Here is a 20,769-nt window from a genome sequence, read left to right on the forward strand (position 1 = left end):
CACGTACCGGCCGGTGCGGGGCCGACCGGTGCGGGGCCGGCCGGCACGCGGCTGGCCGGCACGCGGCCTGTGTGGGGCTGGCCGGCACGCGGCCGGTGCGGGGTCAGGTCGGCTTGCGGGCGCGCAGGGCGAGCACGGTCGGGGTGGGGGTGCCGCCCTCGACGAGGCGCTGAAGCGTCAGCCCGGCGTCCAGCACGGCGCCCAGCAGTTCGGGCAGCGGCCAGTGGCTGGCACCCACCTTGTCGCGGACACCGTTGGCCGTCCACGACTGCGTGGTCCAGTGCGCATCCAGATAGCCGCGCCGGATGACCACGGCGTCCGGGTCGGCCCGGTCGGCGAACCCGCCGCAGAAGCAGGGGTGCACGCCGACGTGCACGAACACGCCGCCCGGGGCCAGCACCCGGGCGGCCTCGCGCAGCACCTGCGGATAGTCCGGCATGTCGGTGTGCACCATCACGGCGATCACCGCGGGCAGTGCGCCGTCGCGGACGGGCAACCGGGTGGCGTCGCCGCGTACCGCGGGCAGCCGGCTCCGGGCGTACCGCAGCATGCCCGCGGACAGGTCGACCCCGAGCGGGGTCCGCCCGAGCCCGCGGACCTGCGCCGCGTGCACCCCGCCGCCGCACCCGATCTCCAGGCAGCCGCCCGAGCCGGGTCCGAGCAGGGTCTCCAGGGCCGCGGCGATCCCGAGCGGATCGCCGGCCGCGCGCTGGTCGGTCATGAACGAGGTCTCGTACCAGTCGGCTATCTCGTCGTACGTCGCCGTTCGTCCCATCGTCCGTCCCTCCAGGTCATGATCAATCCGTCTTCCGTGAAGTCGGGGCGTCGGGCCGCGCGGGATGCCCCAACTTCTTGGAAGACGAGTTGATCATGGAGTTTGGGGGCGCCTGGGGTCGGTGTGCCGATCGGCGTGAGACGACCATCACAAAACAAAACGATACGGTTCCGTATCGCCACGCCCCGACCTAGTCTTTCCTGCGATACGGCTCTGGTCCGTATCGGAAATCGAACGAATCTTTGGGGGGAAAGCGGTCATGCAGCCGCACGAGAACACCGGGCACCCCCGGCGCTGGGCGATCCTGGGGGTCCTGGTCGTCAGCCTGCTGGTGGTTGTCCTCGACAACACCATCCTCAACGTCGCGCTCCGCACCCTCGCCGACCCGGTACACGGGCTCGGCGCCACCCAGGGCGAGCTGGAGTGGTCGATCAACTCCTACACGCTGGTCTTCGCCGGCCTGCTGTTCAGCTTCGGGGTACTGGGCGACCGCTACGGGCGCCGGCGCTACCTGCTGGCCGGGTTGGCCATCTTCGGACTCGCGTCGCTGGCCTCGGCGTACGCGCAGAATCCCGGCCAGTTGGTCGCGGCACGGGCGCTGATGGGGCTCGGCGGCGCGGCCATCATGCCGGTCACGCTGTCGATCATCTCGAACGTCTTCGACCCCCGCGAACGGGGTCGGGCCATCGGCGTCTGGTCCGGCGCCGTGGGGCTGGGCGTGGCGATCGGCCCGGTCCTCGGCGGGGCGCTGCTGGAGCACTACTGGTGGGGCTCGGTCTTCCTGGTCAACGTTCCGGTGGTGGTCGTCGGCCTGGTCGCCGTGGCGCTGCTGGTGCCCGAGTCGCGCGACCCGCGGCCCGGCCGGATCGACGTGCTCGGCGTGCTGCTGTCGGTCATCGGCCTGGTCGGCCTCTCGTACGGCATCATCGACGGTGGTGAGCACGGCTTCGAGCGGTTCACGGCCTGGGGCTCGATCGTCGGCGGCATCCTCGTGCTGGCCGCGTTCGTCGCGTACGAGCGGCGGATCGACCACCCGTCGCTGGACGTACGGCTGTTCCGGCTGCCCCGGTTCGCCGCGCCCACGGCGGTGATCGGGCTGGTCTTCTTCGCCGCGATGGGCGTGATGTTCTTCAGCTCGTTCTACCTGCAACTGGTCCGCGGCTACAGCCCGCTGCAGACCGGCCTGCTGTTCCTGCCGTTCGCCGCCGCCCAGATGATCTTCGCCCCGCGCAGCGCGGCAATGGTCGGCCGGTACGGCGGAAAGGCGGTCGCGGCGGTCGGCCTCACGCTGATCGTGCTGGCCGAACTGGCCTTCGTCGTCATCGACGCGGACTCCCCGATCTGGTTGTTCGGCCTGGTCTTCTTCATCCAGGGTGCCGGAATGGCGAACATCCTGCCGCCGGCCACCGAGTCGATCATGTCGGCGCTGCCGCGGGAGCGGGCCGGCGTCGGGTCGGCGGTGAGCAACACCGTCCGGCAGGTGTCCGGTGCGCTCGGTGTGGCCGTCCTGGGTTCGGTGCTCTCGGCCGTCTACCGGGACCGGATCGGCCCGGCCACCGCCGAGCTGCCGGCACCGATCCGGGCCGCGGCCGGCGAGTCGATCTCCGGCGCGTACGGGGTGGCCGACGCCCTCGGCCCGGCCGGTCGGGCCGTGCTGGGTGCCGCGAACGACGCGTTCGTCTCGGCCATGCACGGCGCGGCGCTGCTGGCCGCGGTGATCACGGCCGTCGGGATCGTGGTGACGCTGCGCTGGATGCCCGGCCGGACGGCGCGGTCGCAGACCGAGCCGGCACCGGTTGGAGAGCCAGAGTTGGCTTCGGCGTAACACTCGGAAACAATGGTGGCCATGACCTCCACAGCCGCGGGCACTCCGCGGTCGCCAGGGCGACCGCGGAGCGCCCGCGTGGACGAGGCGATCATCGACGCGGTCCTGGACATGTTGGCCGAGGGCAGCACCATCGAGTCGCTGTCGATCGAGGCCATCGCGGCCCGGGCCGGTGTCGGCAAGGCCACCATCTACCGCAGGTGGCCGGGCAAGGAGGCGCTGCTGCGGGACGCGCTGCGCACGATCAAGCCGTTTCCCGCGCCCCCGGCCGGTCGCGGCGTGCGGGAAGACCTGATCAACCTGCTCAGCCCGCTGGAGCGCAACCGCGACCCGCGGGTCATGAAGATCATGCCGTGCCTGGTCCCCGAGGTGCACCGCAGTCCGGATCAGCGCCGGCTCTACGAGGAACTGATCGAGCCGCGCCGGGCGGCCATCCGGGACGTGCTGCGCCGCGGCATGGACTCCGGGCAGCTGCGTGCGGACATCGACGTCGAGGTCTGCCTCGCGATGATGAGCGGGTCGATGCTCCTGCGCCGGCTGCTGATGTGGGGTCCGGACACCGACGAGCGGGAACTGGCCGAGCGGATCGTGGACAACCTGCTCAACGGCATGCTGCTGGACAGCCCGGCACCAGGCGACCCGACCGGGAAGTGACCGGCCGGCGACCCGCGCCGGGCGCGGTGGGGCGCCGGCACCAGCTCACCGGCGGGTGACCGGCCGGCGACCCGCGCCGCCGGTGCTCAGCCGCCCAGCGACCGCAGCCGGTGCAGCCGCAGGGCGAGCTGCACCTCCAGGGCACGGTCCGGCCGCTGCCAGTCGGCGCCGAGCAGCTGACCGACCCGGTCCAGCCGCTGGGTCACCGTGTTGACGTGCACGTGCAGCAGTTCGGCCGCGCGGGCCAGGCTGCCACCCACCCCGAAGTACGCCTCCAGCGTCTTCACCAGCGCCGTTCCGCGCCGGGCGTCGTAGTCCACCACCGGCCCCACGGTCTCGGTGAGGAACCGCGCCACCTCCCGGTCGCCGCCGTCACCCACGGCCCCCAGCAGCAGCCCGACGAAGCCCAACTCGGCGGCGCTGGCGCCCTCCCCGGTGCGGTCCAGCGCGGACAGCGCGGTGAGGCAGCGGTCCGCCTCCCGGAACGCGGGCACCAGCGAGGTCGGCCCGTGCGACGGCCCGCTCGCGCCGGCCGTCACCGGCCGGCCGGTCACCCGGGACAGGTCCCGGGACACCGCCCGGGCCGCGTCCCCGGCGTCCGCGCCGGGCAGCATGAGCGCCACCCGGCCGTCCCGGGCCGCGGCCAGGCCACCTCGGGTCGAGGCGTACGTCATGGCCCAGGACAGCGCCCGCTGGCGGGCCGAGCCGGTCGCGGCGATCGCGTCGTCGCCGATCGTGACCAGCACGTACGGTGCGTCCAGGTCGATACCGAGCCGGCGGGCGCGGTCCCGCAGCGCGTCGGGGTCCCGGGGCGGCCCGGCGAGCAGGTCGTCCAGCAGTTCGCCGCGGACCCGCCCCTCGGCCTCGGCCACCGTGCGGCGGAACAGCAGCAGCAGCGCCGTCACCAGGGCGGCCCGTTCCAGGATCCGCTGGTCGGCGTCGACCAGTTCGCCGTCCGGGCGCAGCACCAGCGCGCCCAGGTTCTCGGTGCCGGCCACCACCGCGGCGAACCAGTGCCGGCCGCGCCGTACGCTGCGCCCCTCGGTGCGCGAGGCGGCCACGGCCTCGCCCAGTTCGGCCCGGTCCGGCTCGGCGATCTCCCCGACCCGGGCCAGCGGCCGGCCCTCGACGTCCAGCGCGAGCAGCGCCCCGCCGAGCACCTCGGTCACCGCCGCGGCCACGTCCTCCACGCCACCGCCGCGCAGCATCAGCGCGGTCATCCGGTCGTGCGCGGCGGCGGCCCGCTCCACCGAGGCGCTGTGCGCCTGGATCGTGGCGTTGGCGCCGGACAGTTCGGCAAGCGCCGCCCGGGTCTCGGCCAGCAGCCGCGCGGTGTCGATCGCCACGGCGGCGTGCGCGCCCAGCGAGACCAGCAGCGACACCTCCTCCCGGGCGAACGGCCGGGCCGAGCGGTTCGCCGCGTACAGCACGCCGATCACGCTGGAACCCAACCGCAGCGGTACGCCGAGGATCGCCACCAGGCCCTCCTCGCCGACCCCGGCGTCGATCTCGCCGGTGTGGTGGAAGCGGCTGTCCTCGGGATAGTTGGCGGTCACGTACGGGGTGCCGGTCTGCGCCACCAGGCCGCCCAGCCCGGCGCCCATCGGCAGCCGCAGCCCCTGGAACCGGGCCGAGATGGACCCGTCGGTGACCCGCATGTACGTGTCGCCGCGCTCGCCGTCGTTCAGCGTCATGTACGCCACGTCGGCGCCGAGCAGGGTGCGCGCCCGGTGCACGATGGCCCGCAGCACGGCGTCCAGGTCCCGCAGCCCGGCCAGGTCGCTGGCCGTGTCGTACAGGCCGGACAGCTCCACCTCGCGCTGCCGGCGCCGCTCCAGCAGCGCGCGGACCCGCAGCGCCACCAGCTTCGCCCGTTCCAGCTCGGCCAGGTGCTCGGCCGGCGCTCCCGCGGCCCGGGCGGCCACCAGCGGACCCTCGAACTCCACGGGTGCGGCCTCCCGGGCCAGCAGCTCCAGGAACTCGACGGCGATGGTCATGGCGCCCATTGTGCGGGAAGCGATCACCTAGCTGGCCGTCCAGCCCCCGTCGATGGGCAGCGAGGCGCCGGTGATGAAGCCCGCGGCCGGGGTGCAGAGGTACGCGACCAGCTCGGCCACCTCCTCCGGCTCGACCAGCCGTTTCATCGCCGCCCGGGCCAACATGATCTTCTCCACGACCTCGTTCTCCGGGATGCCGTGGCTGGCCGCCTGGTCGGCGATCTGGTCCTCGACCAGCGGCGTACGCACGTACGCGGGGTTGACGCAGTTGGCGGTCACGCCGTGCTCGGCGCCCTCCAGCGCGACGACCTTGGAGAGTCCCTCCAGGGCGTGCTTGGCCGACACGTACGCCGCCTTGTACGGCGAGGCGCGCAGCCCGTGCACGGAGGAGATGTTGACGATCCGGCCCCAGCCGCGGTCGTACATGTGCGGCAGCGCCCGGCGCACGATCCGGAACGGCGCCTCCACCATCACCCGGTGCAGGTAGCCGAAGCGGTCCGGTGGGAACTCCGGCAGCGGCGCCACGTGTTGCAGGCCGGCGTTGTTGACCACCACGTCCAGTTCGGGCTCGATCCGCTCCACCGCCCCCGGCTCGGCCAGGTCGATGCCCTCGGCCCGGCCGCCGGCCGCCGCGGCGACCGCCTTGGCGGCCTCGACGTTGCGGTCCAGCACCAGGACGGTGGCGCCGGCGTCGGCCAGCCGGAGCGCGCAGGCCCGGCCGATGCCGCTGCCGCCGCCCGTCACCAGCGCGGTACGACCCGTCAGGTCGAGCCGTACGACATGGGATCCCGCCACATCGGGCCGGTCGGGGCCGGCGGCCCGGGGAGGTTCTGCCGTCATGGCGCATGAAGTTACGAGCCGCGCGGCCGGCCGCACATGGGCCTCGAACACATACTCGGGGATGGATCTATGTGGTGATCCGGCGTGTTCGGGTGCTCCGGCCGGTCCGGGCGTGTCACCGCGTGCGGCGTGGCGGGGCGTCGGTAGGGTGTCGAACACACGTACTGCCGGTGTGTTCGGGGAGGAGACGGTGTGCGGGTGCTGGGCGTCGACCCGGGGCTGACCCGGTGCGGGGTCGGCGTGGTCGAGGGCGTGCCGGGACGCCCCTGCGCGCTGGTCGGCTACTACGTGGTCCACACCGATCCGGGCGACGACCTGTCGCTGCGGCTGCTGCACCTGGACCGCTCGCTGGCCGACCTGGTCGCCGAGCACCGGCCGCAGAGCGTGGCCGTGGAGCGGGTGTTCAGCCAGCACAACGTGCGCACGGTGATGGGCACCGCCCAGGCCAGCGCGGTGGCGGTGCTCGCCGGCGCCCGCGCCGGGCTGCCCGTGCAGACGTACACCCCGAGCGAGGTCAAGGCCGCGATCACCGGGTCCGGCCAGGCCGACAAGGCGCAGATGACCACCATGGTGACCCGGCTGCTGCGGCTGGACGCGCCGCCGCGGCCGGCCGACGCGGCCGACGCGCTGGCCCTGGCCATCTGTCACATCTGGCGCGGCGGCACCCGGTCCCGGCTGGCCGAGGCCGCCGAACGGGTACGCCGGTCCGGCGCCGCCGGCGGTGGCGGCGGTCGGAGCGCAACGGCCCGTGGCGGCGGGCGGAGCGCAACGGCCCGTGGTGACGGCGGGCGGGCAACGGCCGCCGGTGGCGGCTCGCGGGGACCAGCCGCCGGTGGCGGCGGGACGGGAGGGGTTCGATGATCGCCAGTGTGCGCGGCACGGTGGCCGCGGTGTCCCCGGACGGTGCGGTGATCGAGGTCGGTGGCGTGGGGCTGGCCGTGCACTGCGCCCCGGGCACCCTCGCCGGGCTCCGGGTGGGCTCGCCGGCCCGGCTGGCCACCAGCCTGGTGGTCCGGGAGGACTCGCTCACCCTGTACGGCTTCGCCGACGACGACGAGCGGGCGCTGTTCGAGCTGTTGCAGACCGCGAGCGGGGTCGGGCCGCGGCTGGCCCAGGCGGTGCTGGCGGTGCACTCCCCGGACGTGGTGCGCAAGGCGGTGGCCAACGGGGACACCGCGACCCTGACCCGGGTGCCCGGGATCGGCAAGAAGGGCGCCGAGCGGCTGGTGCTGGAGCTGCGGGACCGGATCGGCCCCGTGCCGATCGGCCCGGACGGCGCGGCCGGGGTGACCACCGGCGGCTGGACCGAGCAGGTCCGGCAGGGGCTGATCGGGCTGGGCTGGCCGGCCGGGCAGGCCGATCAGGCGGTGGCCGCGGTGGCCGAGACACTGGAGAGCGGGCCGGTGCCGCCGGTGCCGGCGCTGCTGAAGCAGGCGATCCGGTTGCTCGGCCGGACCCGGTGACGGCGGATCCGAGACGGAAGGTGGGTGACCGGTGAGCGAGGCCGAGGGCCTGGTGTCGGCGTACGCCAGCGAGGCCGAACGGGACGCGGAGGCGAGCGTCCGGCCGCGGCGGCTGGCCGAGTTCATCGCCCAGGACCGGGTGCGCGACCAGCTCGACCTGCTGCTGCGCGGCGCGATGGGCCGGGGCAGCACCCCGGACCACATCCTGCTGTCCGGGCCGCCGGGGTTGGGCAAGACCAGCCTGGCCAACATCGTGGCCGCGGAGCTGGGCGCGGGGATCCGGGTGACCAGCGGGCCGGCCATCGAGCGCTCCGGTGACCTGGCGGCGATCCTGACCAGCCTGGCCGAGGGCGACGTGCTGTTCATCGACGAGATCCACCGGATCGCGAAGCCGGCCGAGGAACTGCTCTACAGCGCCATGGAGGACTTCCGGGTGGACGTGGTGGTCGGCAAGGGGCCGGGTGCCACCGCGATCCCGCTGGATCTCGAACCGTTCACCCTGGTCGGCGCCACCACCCGGTCGGGGCTGCTGACCGGTCCGATGCGGGACCGGTTCGGCTTCGTCGCGCACCTGGACTTCTACGCCCCGGCCGACCTGGAGACGCTTGTGCACCGCTCGGCGCGGATTCTCGGCGTACCGGTCACCCCGGAGGGTGCGGTGGAGATCGCCGGCCGGTCCCGGGGCACGCCCCGGATCGCCAACCGGCTGCTGCGCCGGGTGCGCGACTTCGCCGAGGTCCGGGCCGACGGCGTGGTCACCCTGGAGACCGCCCGCGCGGCGCTGGCCGTGTACGACGTGGACGCGCTGGGCCTGGACCGGCTGGACCGGGCGGTGCTCACCGCGCTGGTGGACTCGTTCCGGGGCGGCCCGGTGGGGCTCTCCACCCTGGCGGTGGCGGTGGGGGAGCAGCCGGACACCGTGGAGGAGGTCTGCGAGCCGTACCTGGTCCGGGCCGGCCTGCTGGCGCGGACCCCGCGCGGCCGGGTGGCGACCGACGGCGCCTGGCGGCATCTGGGTCGTATACGCCCGAATGGTACATTTGGCGGCGCCAGCGGCGCGACGCCCGACCTGTTCGGCGATGCGTCCTGACGCCCGTAATGTGTTCGTGATCTGCACCGCATTCGGCGTTCACAGCGATACCGACTAGACTCGCCGCGGTCTGTACAGGACGTGAGATCCTGCCTCCGGTGCGCGTGCTCAGCCGGGCACGGGGGCCAATGGGAAGGTCATTATCGTGCTTCAAGCAGCACAGAGCGGCGGAGGGATCGGCGGTTTCACGCCGCTCCTCATGATCGCACTGCTCTTCGGCGTCATGTACTTCATGATGATCCGACCCCAGCAGAAGCGGCGCCGCGAGGCCGAGCAGATGCAGTCGCAGATCGGCCCCGGCGACCAGGTCGTGACGATCGGCGGCCTGCACGGCACCGTCACGGGTGTGGACGACGAGACCGTGATGATCGAGATCGCACCCGGCGTGCAGACCCGCTACGCCCGTCCCGCGATCGCCCGGGTCGTCTCGCCGACGACCGCGGAGTCCGCGCCCGCCGCGGAGTCGGTCGACCCGGTCGTGGACGAGGCGCGCGTCAAGGAGTGACCTCGCCGGCACCGGCGAGGTGAAGACAGGCACCATCCGCCCCGTACCGGCCACCGCCGGCACGGGGCGTACCCGAGCGGGCGCCCGTGCGCCCCGGAACCGCCGCCGGACCGCCGGCCGCACGCGCAGGGAGACACGACACCGTGGCACCACCTCGTCAGGGACAGATGCGTCCCGGCCGGCAGCTCGCCGTGCTCGGGCTCATCTTCGTGGTCCTCTACCTCCTGGTGTTCTTCGCGAACGGGGCCAGCGGGAGCTTCCGGGACCGACTGCATCCCAAGCTCGGCCTGGACCTCATCGGCGGCACCCGGGTGACCCTGGAGGCCACCCAGGCGGGTGGCAAGCCGCCGCAGGCCCAGCAGATGGAGGAGGCCCGCCGGATCATCGAGCAGCGGGTCAACGGCCTGGGCGTCTCCGAGGCCGAGGTGGTGACCGAGGGCAACCGGAACATCGTCATCTCGCTGCCCGGGGAGAACAAGAACCTCGACCAGATCGGCAACGCCGCCGAGCTGCGGTTCCGCAAGGTGCTCAAGGCCGGTGACGGCAGCGGCGCCAGCGCCGAGGTGGCGCCGGGCGCCACCGCGAGCCCGTCCGAGGGCGCCAGCCCGTCCGGCAGCGCGGAACCCTCGGCCAGCCCGAGCACGGCGGCGTCCGACACGGCGGTGCAGGAGTCCCCGTCGGCCGGTGCCGAGGCGACCCCGAGCAGCGGCGGCCAGGGTGGCGGCGCACTCGCCGAGACCCCGACGCCGACCCCGGCGGCCAGCGGGAGCCCGTCCGCCGCGCCCAGCGCGACCCCGTCGGACTCGGCGGGCGAGCCGGCCGCGGACACCGGCGCCGTACAGGCCAAGGTCGGTGCCGAGGCGTGGGCGGCGGCCTCCGCCCTGCAGGGCCCCGCCGACGTCAGCTCCGACCCGACGCTGGCCGAGAAGCTCAAGCCGTTCGGCGAACTCACCGGCGACGAGGTCGCGGTGCTACCGCCCGACATGCAGTTCAACGTGCCGACGATCACCTGCAAGCAGCTGGACGCCCGGCCGCCGGCCTCGATCAGCGGCCCCGACCAGCAGGTCGTGTCCTGCGAGGCGGGCTCGGTGAAGTACCTGCTGGACAAGGCCAAGGTGCTGGGCACCGACGTGAGCGGCGCCTCGGCGCAGCTGGACCAGACCAGCCGCTGGGTGGTCAGCCTCAAGTTCAAGGGCGACGGCCAGACCAAGTGGACCAACCTGACCCGCGAGGCGTTCAACAACGAGGGCCAGGCGTGCGACGCCACGGCGCTCGGCCAGGACCAGCACTGCCGGGTGGCGGTGGTGCTGGACAACGTCGTCATCTCCGCACCGGAGATCCAGGGCGTGCTCACCGGTGACTCGCAGATCACCGGCAGCTTCACCAACCAGACCGCCAACGAGCTGGCCAGCCAGCTCCGGTACGGCGCCCTGCCGGTGACGTTCACCCAGCAGGAGGCGCAGAGCGTCACGGCCACCCTGGGCGCCAGCTACCTGCGCGCCGGCCTGCTCGCGGCCGGCATCGGCATGCTGCTGGTGGCGATCTACGCGTTCTTCTACTACCGGCTGCTCGGCACGGTGATCTTCCTGAGCCTGCTCCTGTCCGGTCTGCTGGTCTTCGGCGCGCTCGTCGTGCTCGGCCGGGGCATCGGGTTCACCCTCACCCTCGCCGGCATAGCCGGGTTCATCGTGTCACTCGGCGTGGCCGCCGACTCGTTCGTGATCTACTTCGAGCGGCTCAAGGACGAGATACGGGAGGGCCGCAGCCCGCGCAGCGCGGTGCCGCGGGCCTGGGCCCGGGCGCGCCGCACGATCATCTCGGCGAACGCGATCACCGTGATGGCGGCCGTCGTGCTCTACATCGTCTCGGTCGGCACGGTCAAGGGCTTCGCCTTCGCCCTCGGCCTGGCCACCGTGCTGGACCTCGTGATCGTGTTCCTCTTCCGGCACCCGATCATGACCATGTTCGCCCGGACCCGGGCGTTCCTGTCGCCGCGGGTCAGCGGCCTCGGCCGGGTCCTGCACCAGGACGAGTCCGAGTCCACCCGCAACCCGCGCGTGAAGGAGGCCTGAGATGGCCCGCAGCGGTCTGGCTACCCGCCTCTACCGGGGCGAGGCCGGCCTCAACATCGTCGGCCGGCGCAAGCTGTGGTTCGGGGTCGCCGGCGCGGTGGTGCTGGTGGCGATCCTGAGCATGACGCTGCTGCGCGGCTTCAGCCTCGGCATCGAGTTCTCCGGTGGCAACTCGTTCCAGATCCCGGCCACCATCGGCACGCTGGAGCAGGCCGAGCGCGGCGTCGGGGAGGCGCTCAGCGGCGACGAGCGGCTGGTCTCCACCCAGCGGATCGGCGGGGCCGGCACCAACGCCACGTACGAGGTGCGGACCTCCGAGCTCTCCCTTGAGCGGGCCACCGAGGTGCAGAACGCCCTCTCGCAGCGGTTCAACATCCCGGCGGAGCAGATCAGCGCCAACCGGGTGAGCGCCGCCTGGGGCGGCCAGGTGACCGAGCGGGCGCTGCTCGGTTTGTTGATCTTCCTGGCCGTGGTGACCGGGTACCTGATCCTGCGCTTCGAGTGGCGGATGGCGGTGGCCGCCGTCTCGTCGTTGCTGTTCAACCTCGTGGTCACCGCCGGCATCTACTCCCTTGTCGGCTTCGAGGTCACCCCGTCGACGGTGATCGGCTTCCTCACCATCCTGGGCTTCGCGCTCTACGACGTCGTCGTGGTGTTCGACAAGATCCAGGAGAACACCCGCAGCATCACCGGCAGCAGCGTCCAGACGTACGGCGAGGCGGCCAACCTGGCCGTCAACCAGACCCTGATGCGTTCCATCAACACCGGCCTGGTGGCGTTGCTGCCGGTCGGCGGCCTGCTGTTCATCGGGGCGTTCCTGCTGGGCGCCGGCACCCTCAAGGACCTCGGCCTGGTGCTCTTCGTCGGCCAGGGCATCGCGGTCTGCTCGTCGATCTTCTTCGCCACTCCGGTGCTGGTCACCCTCAAGGACTTCGAGCCGCGGATCCAGGCCCACACCAAGCGGGTGCTGGCACGGCGGGCCGGCGGCCCGGAGGCCACCCGCTCCGGCCGGCGTCCGGCCAAGGCGGCCGAGGGCGCCCGGGCGGCCACCCCGACCCCGGACACCGGCTCCGACGGGGAGGCCGACACCGAGCGGGCCGCGCTGGCCGGCGCGGCACCCCGGGTCGGCGCCCGGCCCACCGGCGGGAAGCGGTCCGGAGGATCGCGCAACCGGCCCGGCGGCGGCAACCGGCCGAGCGGGTCCAAGCGCCGCTAGTCTGTTCCAGCGCCGCTGGTTCGTTTCCGGCGATCGTGCGCCTTCCGGGACCACCGGCATGATCCGGCCCGAAGGCGCACGATCGCCGCATGAAGGGAGCAGGGTGAATCCGACCGAGACCGAGGTACGCGGCGACAGCGGGCCGGACGCCGCACGGCTGGTGTCCAGCCGGATCCTGGACGTGCCGGACTTTCCGCAGCCGGGCGTGATGTTCAAGGACCTGATGCCGCTGTTCGCGGACGGTCCGGCGTTCCGCGAGGTGATCGACGGCATCGTGCGCCACCACGGCCGGGAGGCGTTCGACGCGGTGGTCGGCATCGAGGCCCGGGGCTTCGTGGTGGCGGCGGCCATCGCCTACGCCACCGGGGTGGGCGTGGTGCCGGTGCGCAAGGCCGGGAAGCTGCCCCGCCCGGCGTACGCGGCCTCGTACGAGCTGGAGTACGGCGAGGCGACCCTGGAGGTGCACCAGGACGCCTTCACGGCCGGACACCGGGTGCTGGTCGTCGACGACGTGCTGGCCACCGGCGGGACCGCCGCGGCCACCCTCGATCTGGTGGAGCGGGCCGGCGGCACGGTGGCCGGCTTCACCGTGCTGGTCGAGCTGTCCTTCCTCGGCGGCCGGGAGCGGCTGGCACCGCGTCCCGTACATGCCCTGTTGACCGTCTGACCCGGCGTCCGCGGGCCGGCGTCACGCGCGGCCCCGCCGGGCCGCCCGGGCCGCGACCCTGCCGACGGCCTGGCCCGGCCGCCCGAACGGGCGGCCCCGCGGCGGTCCGGAACGCGGCCCGGTGGGCCGTGCCGGGGACCCCGGTCGGGACGCCCGCGGGGTACCTTCGGGGGAGGCGCATCCCGCCCGGCACGCGGGTACCATTGCCTTTTCCCGACCGGTGACGGGTCAACCCCAACGGGTCACCCGCCCGGGCGGGGCCGGACCGGCCGGCTTCGACCGGTCCACCAAGCGAGGTGTGAGGAGGCCGGTGTCCCACGATGTCGCTCCTGGAGACGGAGGGCACGGTGCATCCGACGGGTGACGGCCGGACCGCCCAGCAGGCGGGCGCCACGGCCACCGGGTCGGTCCGGGACGGTGGCGCCGGACCGGACGGCCCGATCGGCGAGGCGGTCCCCGCTGAGGTGGATACCACGGGTTCCGCGCCGACCGGATCGGCGGCCCGGACGGGGCCACCACCGACGGCCCGGGTACGGCGCCCACCAACGGCCGCGCGGGCACGACGTCCACCAACGGCCGTGCGGGCGGTGCGTCCGGCGGCGGTGCTACGGGCGGGACGTCCACCAACGGCCGGGCCGGCGGTACGCCCGGCGACGCCGGCGCGGGCGGCGTGGCCGCCGGCGACGGTGGCCCGGACGGCGTGGCCGGCGTGGCCGGGGGCGGTCCCGACGCGGCGTCCAGCGGTGACCCGCTGGGCGGGGTGCCGACCAGCCCCATCCCGGACGGCGAGGACAGCGGCACCACCTCGGGCGGCTTCGGACTGGCCAGCGCGCCCACCGGGCGCCGGGTCCGGGCGCGGCTGGCCAGGTTCAACGCGCCCTGGCAGACCTCGCAGGTCAGCGAGGTGCTGGAGCCGCTGATCGCCACCCACCGGGCGAGCCACCCGAAGGCCGACGCGCGGCTGTTGCAGCGCGCCTTCGACATCGCCGCCCGCTGGCACTCGGGTCAGTACCGCAAGTCGGGCGACCCGTACATCACGCACCCGCTGGCGGTGGCCACGATCCTGGCCAACCTCGGGATGGACACCACCACGCTGGTCGCGGCGCTGCTGCACGACACGATCGAGGACACCGACTACAAGCTTGAGGAGATGCGCACCGACTTCGGCGCCGAGGTCGCGTTGCTGGTCGACGGGGTGACGAAGCTCGACAAGGTCAAGTTGGGCGACGCGGCGAAGGCCGAGACCATCCGCAAGATGGTGGTGGCCATGGCCAAGGACCCGCGGGTGCTGGTGATCAAGCTGGCCGACCGGTTGCACAACATGCGGACGCTGTCCTTCCTGCCGGCGCCCAAGCGGGAGCAGAAGGCCAAGGAGACGCTGGAGATCCTGGCCCCGCTGGCGCACCGGCTGGGTATGAACACGATCAAGTGGGAGCTGGAGGACCTGGCCTTCGGGACGCTGTTCCCGAAGCGGTTCGAGGAGATCAACCGGCTGATCGGGGAGCACCAGCCGCAGCGCGAGGCGCTGTTGCGGCAGGTGACCCAGAAGGTGCAGACCGACCTGCGGTCGGCCAAGATCAAGGCGGAGACGACCGGGCGGCCGAAGCACCTGTACTCGATCTACCAGAAGATGATCGTGCGGGGTCGGGACTTCAACGACATCTACGACCTCATCGGCGTGCGCATCCTGGTGGAGACCGTGCGGGACTGCTACGCGGCGCTCGGGGTGATCCACGCGAACTGGCAGCCGGTGCCGGGCCGGTTCAAGGACTACATCGCGATGCCCAAGTTCAACATGTACCAGTCGCTGCACACGACGGTCATCGGGCCCAGCGGCAAGCCGGTCGAGATGCAGATCCGCACGTACGCGATGCACCGCACCGCCGAGTTCGGTATCGCCGCGCACTGGAAGTACAAGGAGCAGAAGGGCGCGACCGTGGTCGGCCCGCCGGCGCACATCGACGAGATGACCTGGCTGCGGCAGCTGCTGGACTGGCAGCGGGAGGCCAGCGACCCGTCGGAGTTCCTGGACGCGCTCCGGTTCGACCTGTCCAGCCAGGAGGTGTACGTCTTCACCCCGAAGGGCGACGTCATCCCGCTGCCGACCGGCTCGACGCCGGTGGACTTCGCCTACGCGGTGCACACCGAGGTGGGGCACAAGTGCATCGGCGCGCGGGTCAACGGCAAGCTGGTGCCGTTGGAGTCGACGCTGTCCAACGGCGACGTGATCGAGATCTTCACCTCGAAGTCGGACACGGCCGGGCCGACGCAGGACTGGCTCGGGTTCGTCAAGAGCCCGCGGGCGCGTACCAAGATCCGGCAGTACTTCAACAAGGAGCGGCGCGAGGAGGCGATCGAGGCCGGCAAGGACGCGATCGTCAAGGCGATGCGCAAGCAGGGCATGCCGTTGCAGCGGATGCTCAGCTCCGACAACCTGCTGACCATCGCCCGGGACCTGCACCTGGCCGACGTGGCCTCGCTGTACGCGGCGGTGGGGGACAGCCAGGTCTCCGCCCAGTCGGTCGTGCAGAAGCTGATGGCCTCCTACGGCGGCGAGGAGGGCGCGGTCGAGGACATCGCCGAGACGGCGGTGGCCACCCGCCCGCCGCGCAGCCGGGCCAGCAGCCACGATCCGGGTGTGGTGGTGCGCGGGGTCAGCGACGTGTGGATCAAGCTGGCCCGCTGCTGCACCCCGGTGCCGCCGGACGCGGTGTTCGGCTTCGTGACCCGCTCCGGCGGGGTCAGCGTGCACCGCGACGACTGCGCCAACGCCGAGGACCTGAAGGTGCAGGCCGAGCGGATCGTCGAGGTCAGCTGGAAGCTCACCGCCGCCTCGACCTTCCTGGTCGCCATCCAGGTGGAGGCGCTGGACCGGCACAAGCTGCTCACCGACGTCACCCGGGTACTCTCCGAAGAACGGGTCAACATCCTCTCCGCCACCGTCACCACCACCCGGGACCGGGTCGCGGTGAGCCGGTTCAGCTTCGAGATGGCCGACCCGAAGCACCTGGGGCACCTGCTGGCCGCGGTCCGCAAGGTGGACGGGGTGTTCGACGCGTACCGGGTGACCTCCGGAGCCTGACCTCCGCCGGGCCGGAGCCGGTCCTGCGCGGCCCGGCCGCCGTCGTCCCGCTGCGTGTTCGGGCGCCGGGTACGCCCCGACCTCAGACTTCAGACCTCGGGAACGGACCAGCCCGCCCCGATACGGGGGCGGGCTGGTCCGTACCGAAAGTCCAGGCTCACGCCTGGGCCATGGTGAGGTCCTTGATCAGCACTTCCTTCTTCGGGTGACCGCCACCGGCCTGCTCGGCGAAGGCGCCGTCGTCGCCGGCCTCCGCAACCTCGTTGACGATGTCCATGCCCTCGGTGATCGTGCCCAGGACCGTGTAGCTCGGATCGAGCTGGGAGTCGCCGTACACGATGAAGAACTGGCTTCCGGTGCTGCTCGGCGCCTGGGTCTTGGCCATCGCGATCACGCCGGCCGGGTACGGCGGGCGCTTGTCGGTGGGAAGGTTCTCCTCGGCGTACCGGTAGCCCGGACCGCCCTGCCCGTCGGTGTCCCGGTAGCCCTCGCCGGTGGCGCTGGGGTCACCGCACTGGAGGACCTGGATTCCCTCGGTCACCAGCCGGTGGCACTTGGTGTTGTCCCAGAAGTCCTTGCTGGCCAGGTACTCGAAGCTGGCCGCGGTGCACGGGGTGGCCGCCCGGTCGACCTTGGCCTTGATCGCGCCCAGGCCGGTGTCGATGGTCAGAATGTCCGTTCCGGTCTTCGGTACCGTGACGGGCGGCTCGCCGACGTCCTTGACCTGCGGGGTCTTCTCGTCGGCGGTGAGCTTGGTCCAGGTGCACTCGGCGGTCCCGCTGTCGGCCGCGACGTTCTTCTTCTTGCCGGAGTCGTTCATCGCGACCAGTGCCCAGACGCCCCCCGCGACGACCAGCACCAGTGCCGCACCGCCCGCGACGAGGTTGCGCGTCCGCCGGCGCCGGCGCGCCTGTTCGGCGCGTTCCCGCATCTCCTTTTCCAGTCGCGCCTTGGCGGCGGCGCGCTGCCGCTCTCTCGTGGACGTCACGTGGCTCCTCCTGGACGTGTCCGGTGGTGCTGGGGGGTGGACCGGGTGGTCAGGACCGGCCGCTGGCGCTCGCTGCGGGGTCGGCCGACGGTACGTCGGACGGCGGGCCGTCGGCCGGCGCGGTGGACTGGTCCGGGGCCGCCGCCGACTCCGGTTCGCCGACGGTGAGGCTCTGGACCACCACGTCGGTTTCGGGCTTGACCTTGGCTCCCGAACCATTGTCCACGGTCGGCAGGGCACCGATCTTCTCGACCACGTCCAGCCCGGCGGTGACCTTTCCCACCACCGAGTAGGCGGGCGACTCCGGGCTGAAGTCCTTGAAGAAGATCAGGAACTGGCTCCCGTTGACTCCCGGGGCGTGTTGATCATGGCCACCGTGCCGGCCGGGTACGCCGGGGGCTGCTCGGGCGCCGGGCTGGCCGACGGGTCCGCCGCCGGCACCTCCGGGACGTTCTCGTTGTAGAACGAGTACGCGGGGCCGCCCTGGCCGCTGTCGCCGGGGTCGCCGCAGTGCAGCGCGCCCTCGGTCGTGATCTCGTGGCACTTGGTGTTGTCGAAGAACTGCTTGCCGGCCAGGTAGGCGAAGCTGGCGCCCGCGCACGGCGCGCTGGCCAGGTCGAGCGAGACGGTGATCGGATCACCCTGGTTCGTGGTGATCGTCATCGGCCGGGTGCCGCTGGTCGGCAGCCCGGTGGTGGGCGGCTCGCCCACGTCCTTGGCGTCCGGATTGGTGGCGGTGTCCACCGGGGTCCAGATGCAGACGTCCTCGGCCACCGGCGTGGGCTCATGATCGAAGGCGCCCAGCGCCCAGGCCGTGCCGCCGCCGACGAGCAGGAGCGCGACCACCACACCGATGGCGGCCTGGACCCGACGGCGTCGCCGCAGTGCGGCGGCCCGTCGGGCCATCTGCCGGTCGAGCTTGGCCCGCGCCAGTTTGCGCTGCCGGTCCCTGCTGGAAGGCACCCGCGATCCCCTCTCACCTACCTGGTCATCACCGGCGCGGCGGTGGGGGCCGCCCGGGTGTCGAGTGCGCCACGCCACACGCCCGCCAGAGTGTACGGGTTATCGCTGGGAAAATGGTGTACGAGGTGCGCCGTGCGGTATCGCATGATGTCAGGTGGTACGCCGCGGGCGAGCGCGGGGCCCGGCGCCGGATAGGCTCGCTGCGGAGAACCCAGCCGCTACGAGGGGATTCGGACGTGTTCGTCGCCGGCTTTCCCGCCGACGCTTTCGGCACCAACTGTTACGTGCTCGCCCCGGCACCGGGCGAGCAGTGCGTGGTGGTCGACCCGGGCATCGGCGTTCTCGACCGCCTCGACGACCTGCTGCGCGAGCATCGGCTGCATCCGGCCGCGGTGCTGCTCACCCACGGACACCTCGACCACACCTTCTCGGTGGCGCCGGTCTGCGGCGCCCGGGGGATCACCGCCTACGTCCATCCCGCCGACCGCGAGATGCTGGCGGACCCGGGCAAGGGGCTCTCGGTCGACCTGAACCAGATGTTCGGCGGCCGGTTGCCGTACACCGAGCCGGAGGACGTGGCCGAGCTGACCGACGGAGCCACCCTGGCGCTGGCCGGGCTGGAGTTCACCGTCGACCACGCACCGGGCCATACCGGCGGGTCGGTGCTGTTCCGGACGCCGGGAGCGGGCACCCACTGGGCGGCCGAGCAGCTCTGCCTCGCCGGTGACGTGCTGTTCGCCGGCTCCATCGGCCGCACCGACCTGCCGGGCGGCAGCATGCCGGCCATGCTGAGCAGCCTGCGGGAGAAGATCCTCCCGCTCGCCGACGACACCGTGGTGCTGCCCGGGCACGGCCCGGAAACGACCATCGGCCGGGAGCGGGCGACCAACCCGTACCTGCGCCAGGTGGCCGGCCACGACGGCCCGCAGCCGACCGCGCTGCGCGGCCTCTGAGCCGGCACGCCGGTACGGCGGACCCCGCCGCGTCGCCCGACGTTCCCCCCCCACCCGCCCGCCGCCGCGGGCATCGACCACCGGCCCGCCGCCGCGGGCATCGACCACCGGCCCGCCGCCGCGGGCATCGAACTCGCCGCGCGGGCCGCGCGGGATCCGAACGGAGAACCATGAGCAAGCCGACGCCGATCTCGGGCTTTCCCGAGTGGCTGCCGCCGCAACGCATGATCGAGCAGTACGTCATCGGGCGCATCCGGGACACCTTCGAGCTGTACGGCTTCGCGCCGGTCGAGACCCGGTCCGTCGAGCCGCTGGACCAACTGCTGCGCAAGGGCGAGACCTCCAAGGAGGTGTACGTGCTGCGCCGCCTCCAGGCCGAGGAGGGGGAGACCGGCGACGACTCGCTGGGCCTGCACTTCGATCTGACCGTGCCGTTCGCCCGGTACGTGCTGGAGAACGCCGGCAAGCTCCAGTTCCCGTTCCGCCGGTACCAGATCCAGAAGGCGTGGCGCGGCGAGCGCCCGCAGGTCGGCCGGTACCGCGAGTTCCTCCAGGCCGACATCGACATTGTGGACCGGGACACCCTGCCCGGCCACTACGAGGCGGAGCTGCCGCTGGTGGTGGGGGACGCCCTCGGTGGGCTGCCGATCCCGCCGGTGCGGATCCAGGTCAACAACCGCAAGGTGTGTGAGGGCTTCTACCGCGGCATCGGGCTGGCCGACCCGGCGGCCGCGCTGCGCGCCGTGGACAAGCTCGACAAGATCGGCCCGGACCGGGTGGCGGAACTGCTGGCACAGACCGCCGGGGCGACCCCGGCCCAGGCCAAGGCGTGCCTGGCGCTCGCCGAGATCTCCGCGCCCGATCCGTCGTTCGCCGACGCCGTACGGGCCCTGGGCGTCCGGCACGACCTGCTCGACGAGGGTCTCGACGAGCTGGTCCGGGTGGTCGAGACCGCGTCCCGGCACGCGCCCGGGCTGTGCGTGGCCGACCTGCGGATCGCCCGCGGCCTGGACTACTACACCGGCACGGTGTACGAGACCCAGCTGCTCGGCTACGAGCAGTTCGGCTCGATCTGCTCCGGCGGGCGGTACGACAACCTGGTCAGCTCGGGTTCGGCCGCGTTCCCCGGGGTCGGCATCTCGATCGGGGTGAGCCGGCTGCTGGGTCTGCTGTTCAACGCCGACGGGCTGACCGTGTCCCGCCCGGTGCCGACCTGCGTGCTGGTCGCGGTGGTCGACGAGCAGCGGCGGGAGGCCAGCGACCGGATCGCCGCCGTGCTGCGCCGGCGGGGGATCGCCACCGAGGTGTCGCCGAGCGCGGCGAAGTTCGGCAAGCAGATCCGGTACGCGCAGCGGCGCGGGATCCCGTACGTCTGGTTCCCGGGCAGCGGCGACGATGCCGGAGGTGCCGACGGTGCCGGCGGCGCGGACGAGGTGAAGGACATCCGGTCCGGCGAGCAGGTGGCGGCGACGGCGGACGGCTGGACGCCCCCCGCGGCCGATCTCCGTCCGGTGGTGGGCTGAGCCGGGCCGGCCTCGCGGGGCTGAGCCGGCTGGGGTTCGCCGGGTTCGGGTCGGCCCGGCTGGGGTTCGCCGGGCTGAGCCGTGTCGGTGCCCGGTGTGGGCGCGGGCGGCGGCCGGCGCGGCGTCCACTGTTGGTAACGCCGTGGTCTCAGCGTG

At 72.9% G+C, this 20,769-nt stretch carries 15 protein-coding genes and 2 pseudogenes; 12 read left to right on the top strand and 5 right to left on the bottom strand.

Annotation, left to right across the window (positions count from 1 at the left end):
- Positions 1-103: 103 nt before the first annotated feature.
- Positions 104-775, bottom strand: coding sequence for a class I SAM-dependent methyltransferase (locus tag CIK06_RS11320; RefSeq protein ID WP_095564793.1), 672 nt, complete (start codon positions 773-775; stop codon positions 104-106).
- Positions 776-1,034: 259 nt separating this feature from the next.
- Between CIK06_RS11320 and CIK06_RS11325 the strand changes: the two genes are divergently transcribed.
- Positions 1,035-2,600, top strand: a complete 1,566-nt coding sequence (locus tag CIK06_RS11325; protein WP_095564794.1) for an MFS transporter — start codon at positions 1,035-1,037, stop codon at positions 2,598-2,600.
- A 78-nt stretch (positions 2,601-2,678) separates the two neighbouring features.
- Positions 2,679-3,254, top strand: coding sequence for a TetR/AcrR family transcriptional regulator (locus CIK06_RS11330; RefSeq protein ID WP_369916132.1), 576 nt, complete (start codon positions 2,679-2,681; stop codon positions 3,252-3,254).
- Between the two features lie 86 nt (positions 3,255-3,340).
- Here the strand turns inward: CIK06_RS11330 and CIK06_RS11335 are convergent, their stop codons facing one another.
- Positions 3,341-5,275: a helix-turn-helix domain-containing protein gene (locus CIK06_RS11335; protein WP_369916203.1), complete on the bottom strand. Its 1,935-nt coding sequence runs from the start codon at positions 5,273-5,275 to the stop codon at positions 3,341-3,343.
- 3 nt (positions 5,276-5,278) lie between these two features.
- Positions 5,279-6,091: a 3-hydroxybutyrate dehydrogenase gene (locus CIK06_RS11340; RefSeq protein WP_095564797.1), complete on the bottom strand. Its 813-nt coding sequence runs from the start codon at positions 6,089-6,091 to the stop codon at positions 5,279-5,281.
- Positions 6,092-6,283: 192 nt separating this feature from the next.
- On the opposite strand from CIK06_RS11340, the pseudogene ruvC reads away from it, so the two are divergent.
- The 8 genes and pseudogenes from ruvC to CIK06_RS11380 all read left to right on the top strand — a co-directional run.
- Positions 6,284-6,802 (top strand): annotated as a pseudogene (gene ruvC / locus CIK06_RS11345) (crossover junction endodeoxyribonuclease RuvC); the annotation flags it as partial.
- A gap of 146 nt (positions 6,803-6,948) precedes the next feature.
- The gene (gene ruvA / locus CIK06_RS11350) at positions 6,949-7,554 is read left to right on the top strand and encodes a Holliday junction branch migration protein RuvA (RefSeq protein WP_095564799.1); all 606 of its coding nucleotides are present in this window, start codon (positions 6,949-6,951) and stop codon (positions 7,552-7,554) included.
- Positions 7,555-7,585: 31 nt separating this feature from the next.
- Positions 7,586-8,644, top strand: a complete 1,059-nt coding sequence (ruvB, locus tag CIK06_RS11355) for a Holliday junction branch migration DNA helicase RuvB (RefSeq protein ID WP_095564800.1) — start codon at positions 7,586-7,588, stop codon at positions 8,642-8,644.
- A gap of 199 nt (positions 8,645-8,843) precedes the next feature.
- On the top strand, positions 8,844-9,149 hold the full coding sequence (gene yajC, locus CIK06_RS11360) for a preprotein translocase subunit YajC (protein ID WP_095564801.1): 306 nt from the start codon (positions 8,844-8,846) through the stop codon (positions 9,147-9,149).
- 167 nt (positions 9,150-9,316) lie between these two features.
- A complete protein-coding gene (gene secD / locus CIK06_RS11365; protein WP_095564802.1) occupies positions 9,317-11,221 on the top strand; it encodes a protein translocase subunit SecD in 1,905 nt (634 codons plus the stop codon).
- 1 nt (position 11,222) lies between these two features.
- Positions 11,223-12,437 (top strand): protein translocase subunit SecF, encoded by a 1,215-nt coding sequence (gene secF / locus CIK06_RS11370; RefSeq protein ID WP_095564803.1) that lies wholly within the window; start codon positions 11,223-11,225, stop codon positions 12,435-12,437.
- Positions 12,438-12,540: 103 nt separating this feature from the next.
- Positions 12,541-13,104 carry an adenine phosphoribosyltransferase gene (locus tag CIK06_RS11375; protein WP_232534156.1) on the top strand — a complete coding sequence of 188 codons (564 nt, stop codon included), beginning with the start codon at positions 12,541-12,543 and terminating at the stop codon, positions 13,102-13,104.
- A gap of 493 nt (positions 13,105-13,597) precedes the next feature.
- Positions 13,598-16,186, top strand: coding sequence for a bifunctional (p)ppGpp synthetase/guanosine-3',5'-bis(diphosphate) 3'-pyrophosphohydrolase (locus CIK06_RS11380; protein ID WP_369916204.1), 2,589 nt, complete (start codon positions 13,598-13,600; stop codon positions 16,184-16,186).
- Between the two features lie 157 nt (positions 16,187-16,343).
- On the opposite strand, the gene CIK06_RS11385 is transcribed toward CIK06_RS11380, so the two are convergent.
- Both CIK06_RS11385 and CIK06_RS11390 read right to left on the bottom strand, forming a co-directional pair.
- Complete coding sequence (locus CIK06_RS11385; protein ID WP_232534158.1) at positions 16,344-17,174, bottom strand: peptidylprolyl isomerase; 831 nt, start codon at positions 17,172-17,174, stop codon at positions 16,344-16,346.
- A 49-nt stretch (positions 17,175-17,223) separates the two neighbouring features.
- Positions 17,224-18,137 (bottom strand): annotated as a pseudogene (locus CIK06_RS11390) (peptidylprolyl isomerase).
- 236 nt (positions 18,138-18,373) lie between these two features.
- Between CIK06_RS11390 and CIK06_RS11395 the strand changes: the two are divergent.
- Positions 18,374-19,090: an MBL fold metallo-hydrolase gene (locus tag CIK06_RS11395; RefSeq protein WP_095564806.1), complete on the top strand. Its 717-nt coding sequence runs from the start codon at positions 18,374-18,376 to the stop codon at positions 19,088-19,090.
- A gap of 170 nt (positions 19,091-19,260) precedes the next feature.
- Positions 19,261-20,613 (top strand): histidine--tRNA ligase, encoded by a 1,353-nt coding sequence (gene hisS, locus CIK06_RS11400; RefSeq protein ID WP_095564807.1) that lies wholly within the window; start codon positions 19,261-19,263, stop codon positions 20,611-20,613.
- Positions 20,614-20,769: the final 156 nt, after the last annotated feature.

It is taken from the genome of Plantactinospora sp. KBS50 (assembly GCF_002285795.1).
Classification (GTDB): domain Bacteria; phylum Actinomycetota; class Actinomycetes; order Mycobacteriales; family Micromonosporaceae; genus KBS50.

Excerpts from the sequence above, each read along its gene's own strand:
- secD (WP_095564802.1), top strand. The coding sequence starts at position 9,317 with ATGCGTCCCGGCCGGCAGCTCGCCGTGCTCGGGCTCATCTTCGTGGTC.
- ruvA (WP_095564799.1), top strand. The coding sequence starts at position 6,949 with ATGATCGCCAGTGTGCGCGGCACGGTGGCCGCGGTGTCCCCGGACGGT.
- yajC (WP_095564801.1), top strand. The coding sequence starts at position 8,844 with ATGATCGCACTGCTCTTCGGCGTCATGTACTTCATGATGATCCGACCC.
- CIK06_RS11340 (WP_095564797.1), bottom strand. The coding sequence starts at position 6,091 with ATGACGGCAGAACCTCCCCGGGCCGCCGGCCCCGACCGGCCCGATGTG.
- CIK06_RS11320 (WP_095564793.1), bottom strand. The coding sequence starts at position 775 with ATGGGACGAACGGCGACGTACGACGAGATAGCCGACTGGTACGAGACC.
- hisS (WP_095564807.1), top strand. The coding sequence starts at position 19,261 with ATGAGCAAGCCGACGCCGATCTCGGGCTTTCCCGAGTGGCTGCCGCCG.
- CIK06_RS11325 (WP_095564794.1), top strand. The coding sequence starts at position 1,035 with ATGCAGCCGCACGAGAACACCGGGCACCCCCGGCGCTGGGCGATCCTG.
- secF (WP_095564803.1), top strand. The coding sequence starts at position 11,223 with ATGGCCCGCAGCGGTCTGGCTACCCGCCTCTACCGGGGCGAGGCCGGC.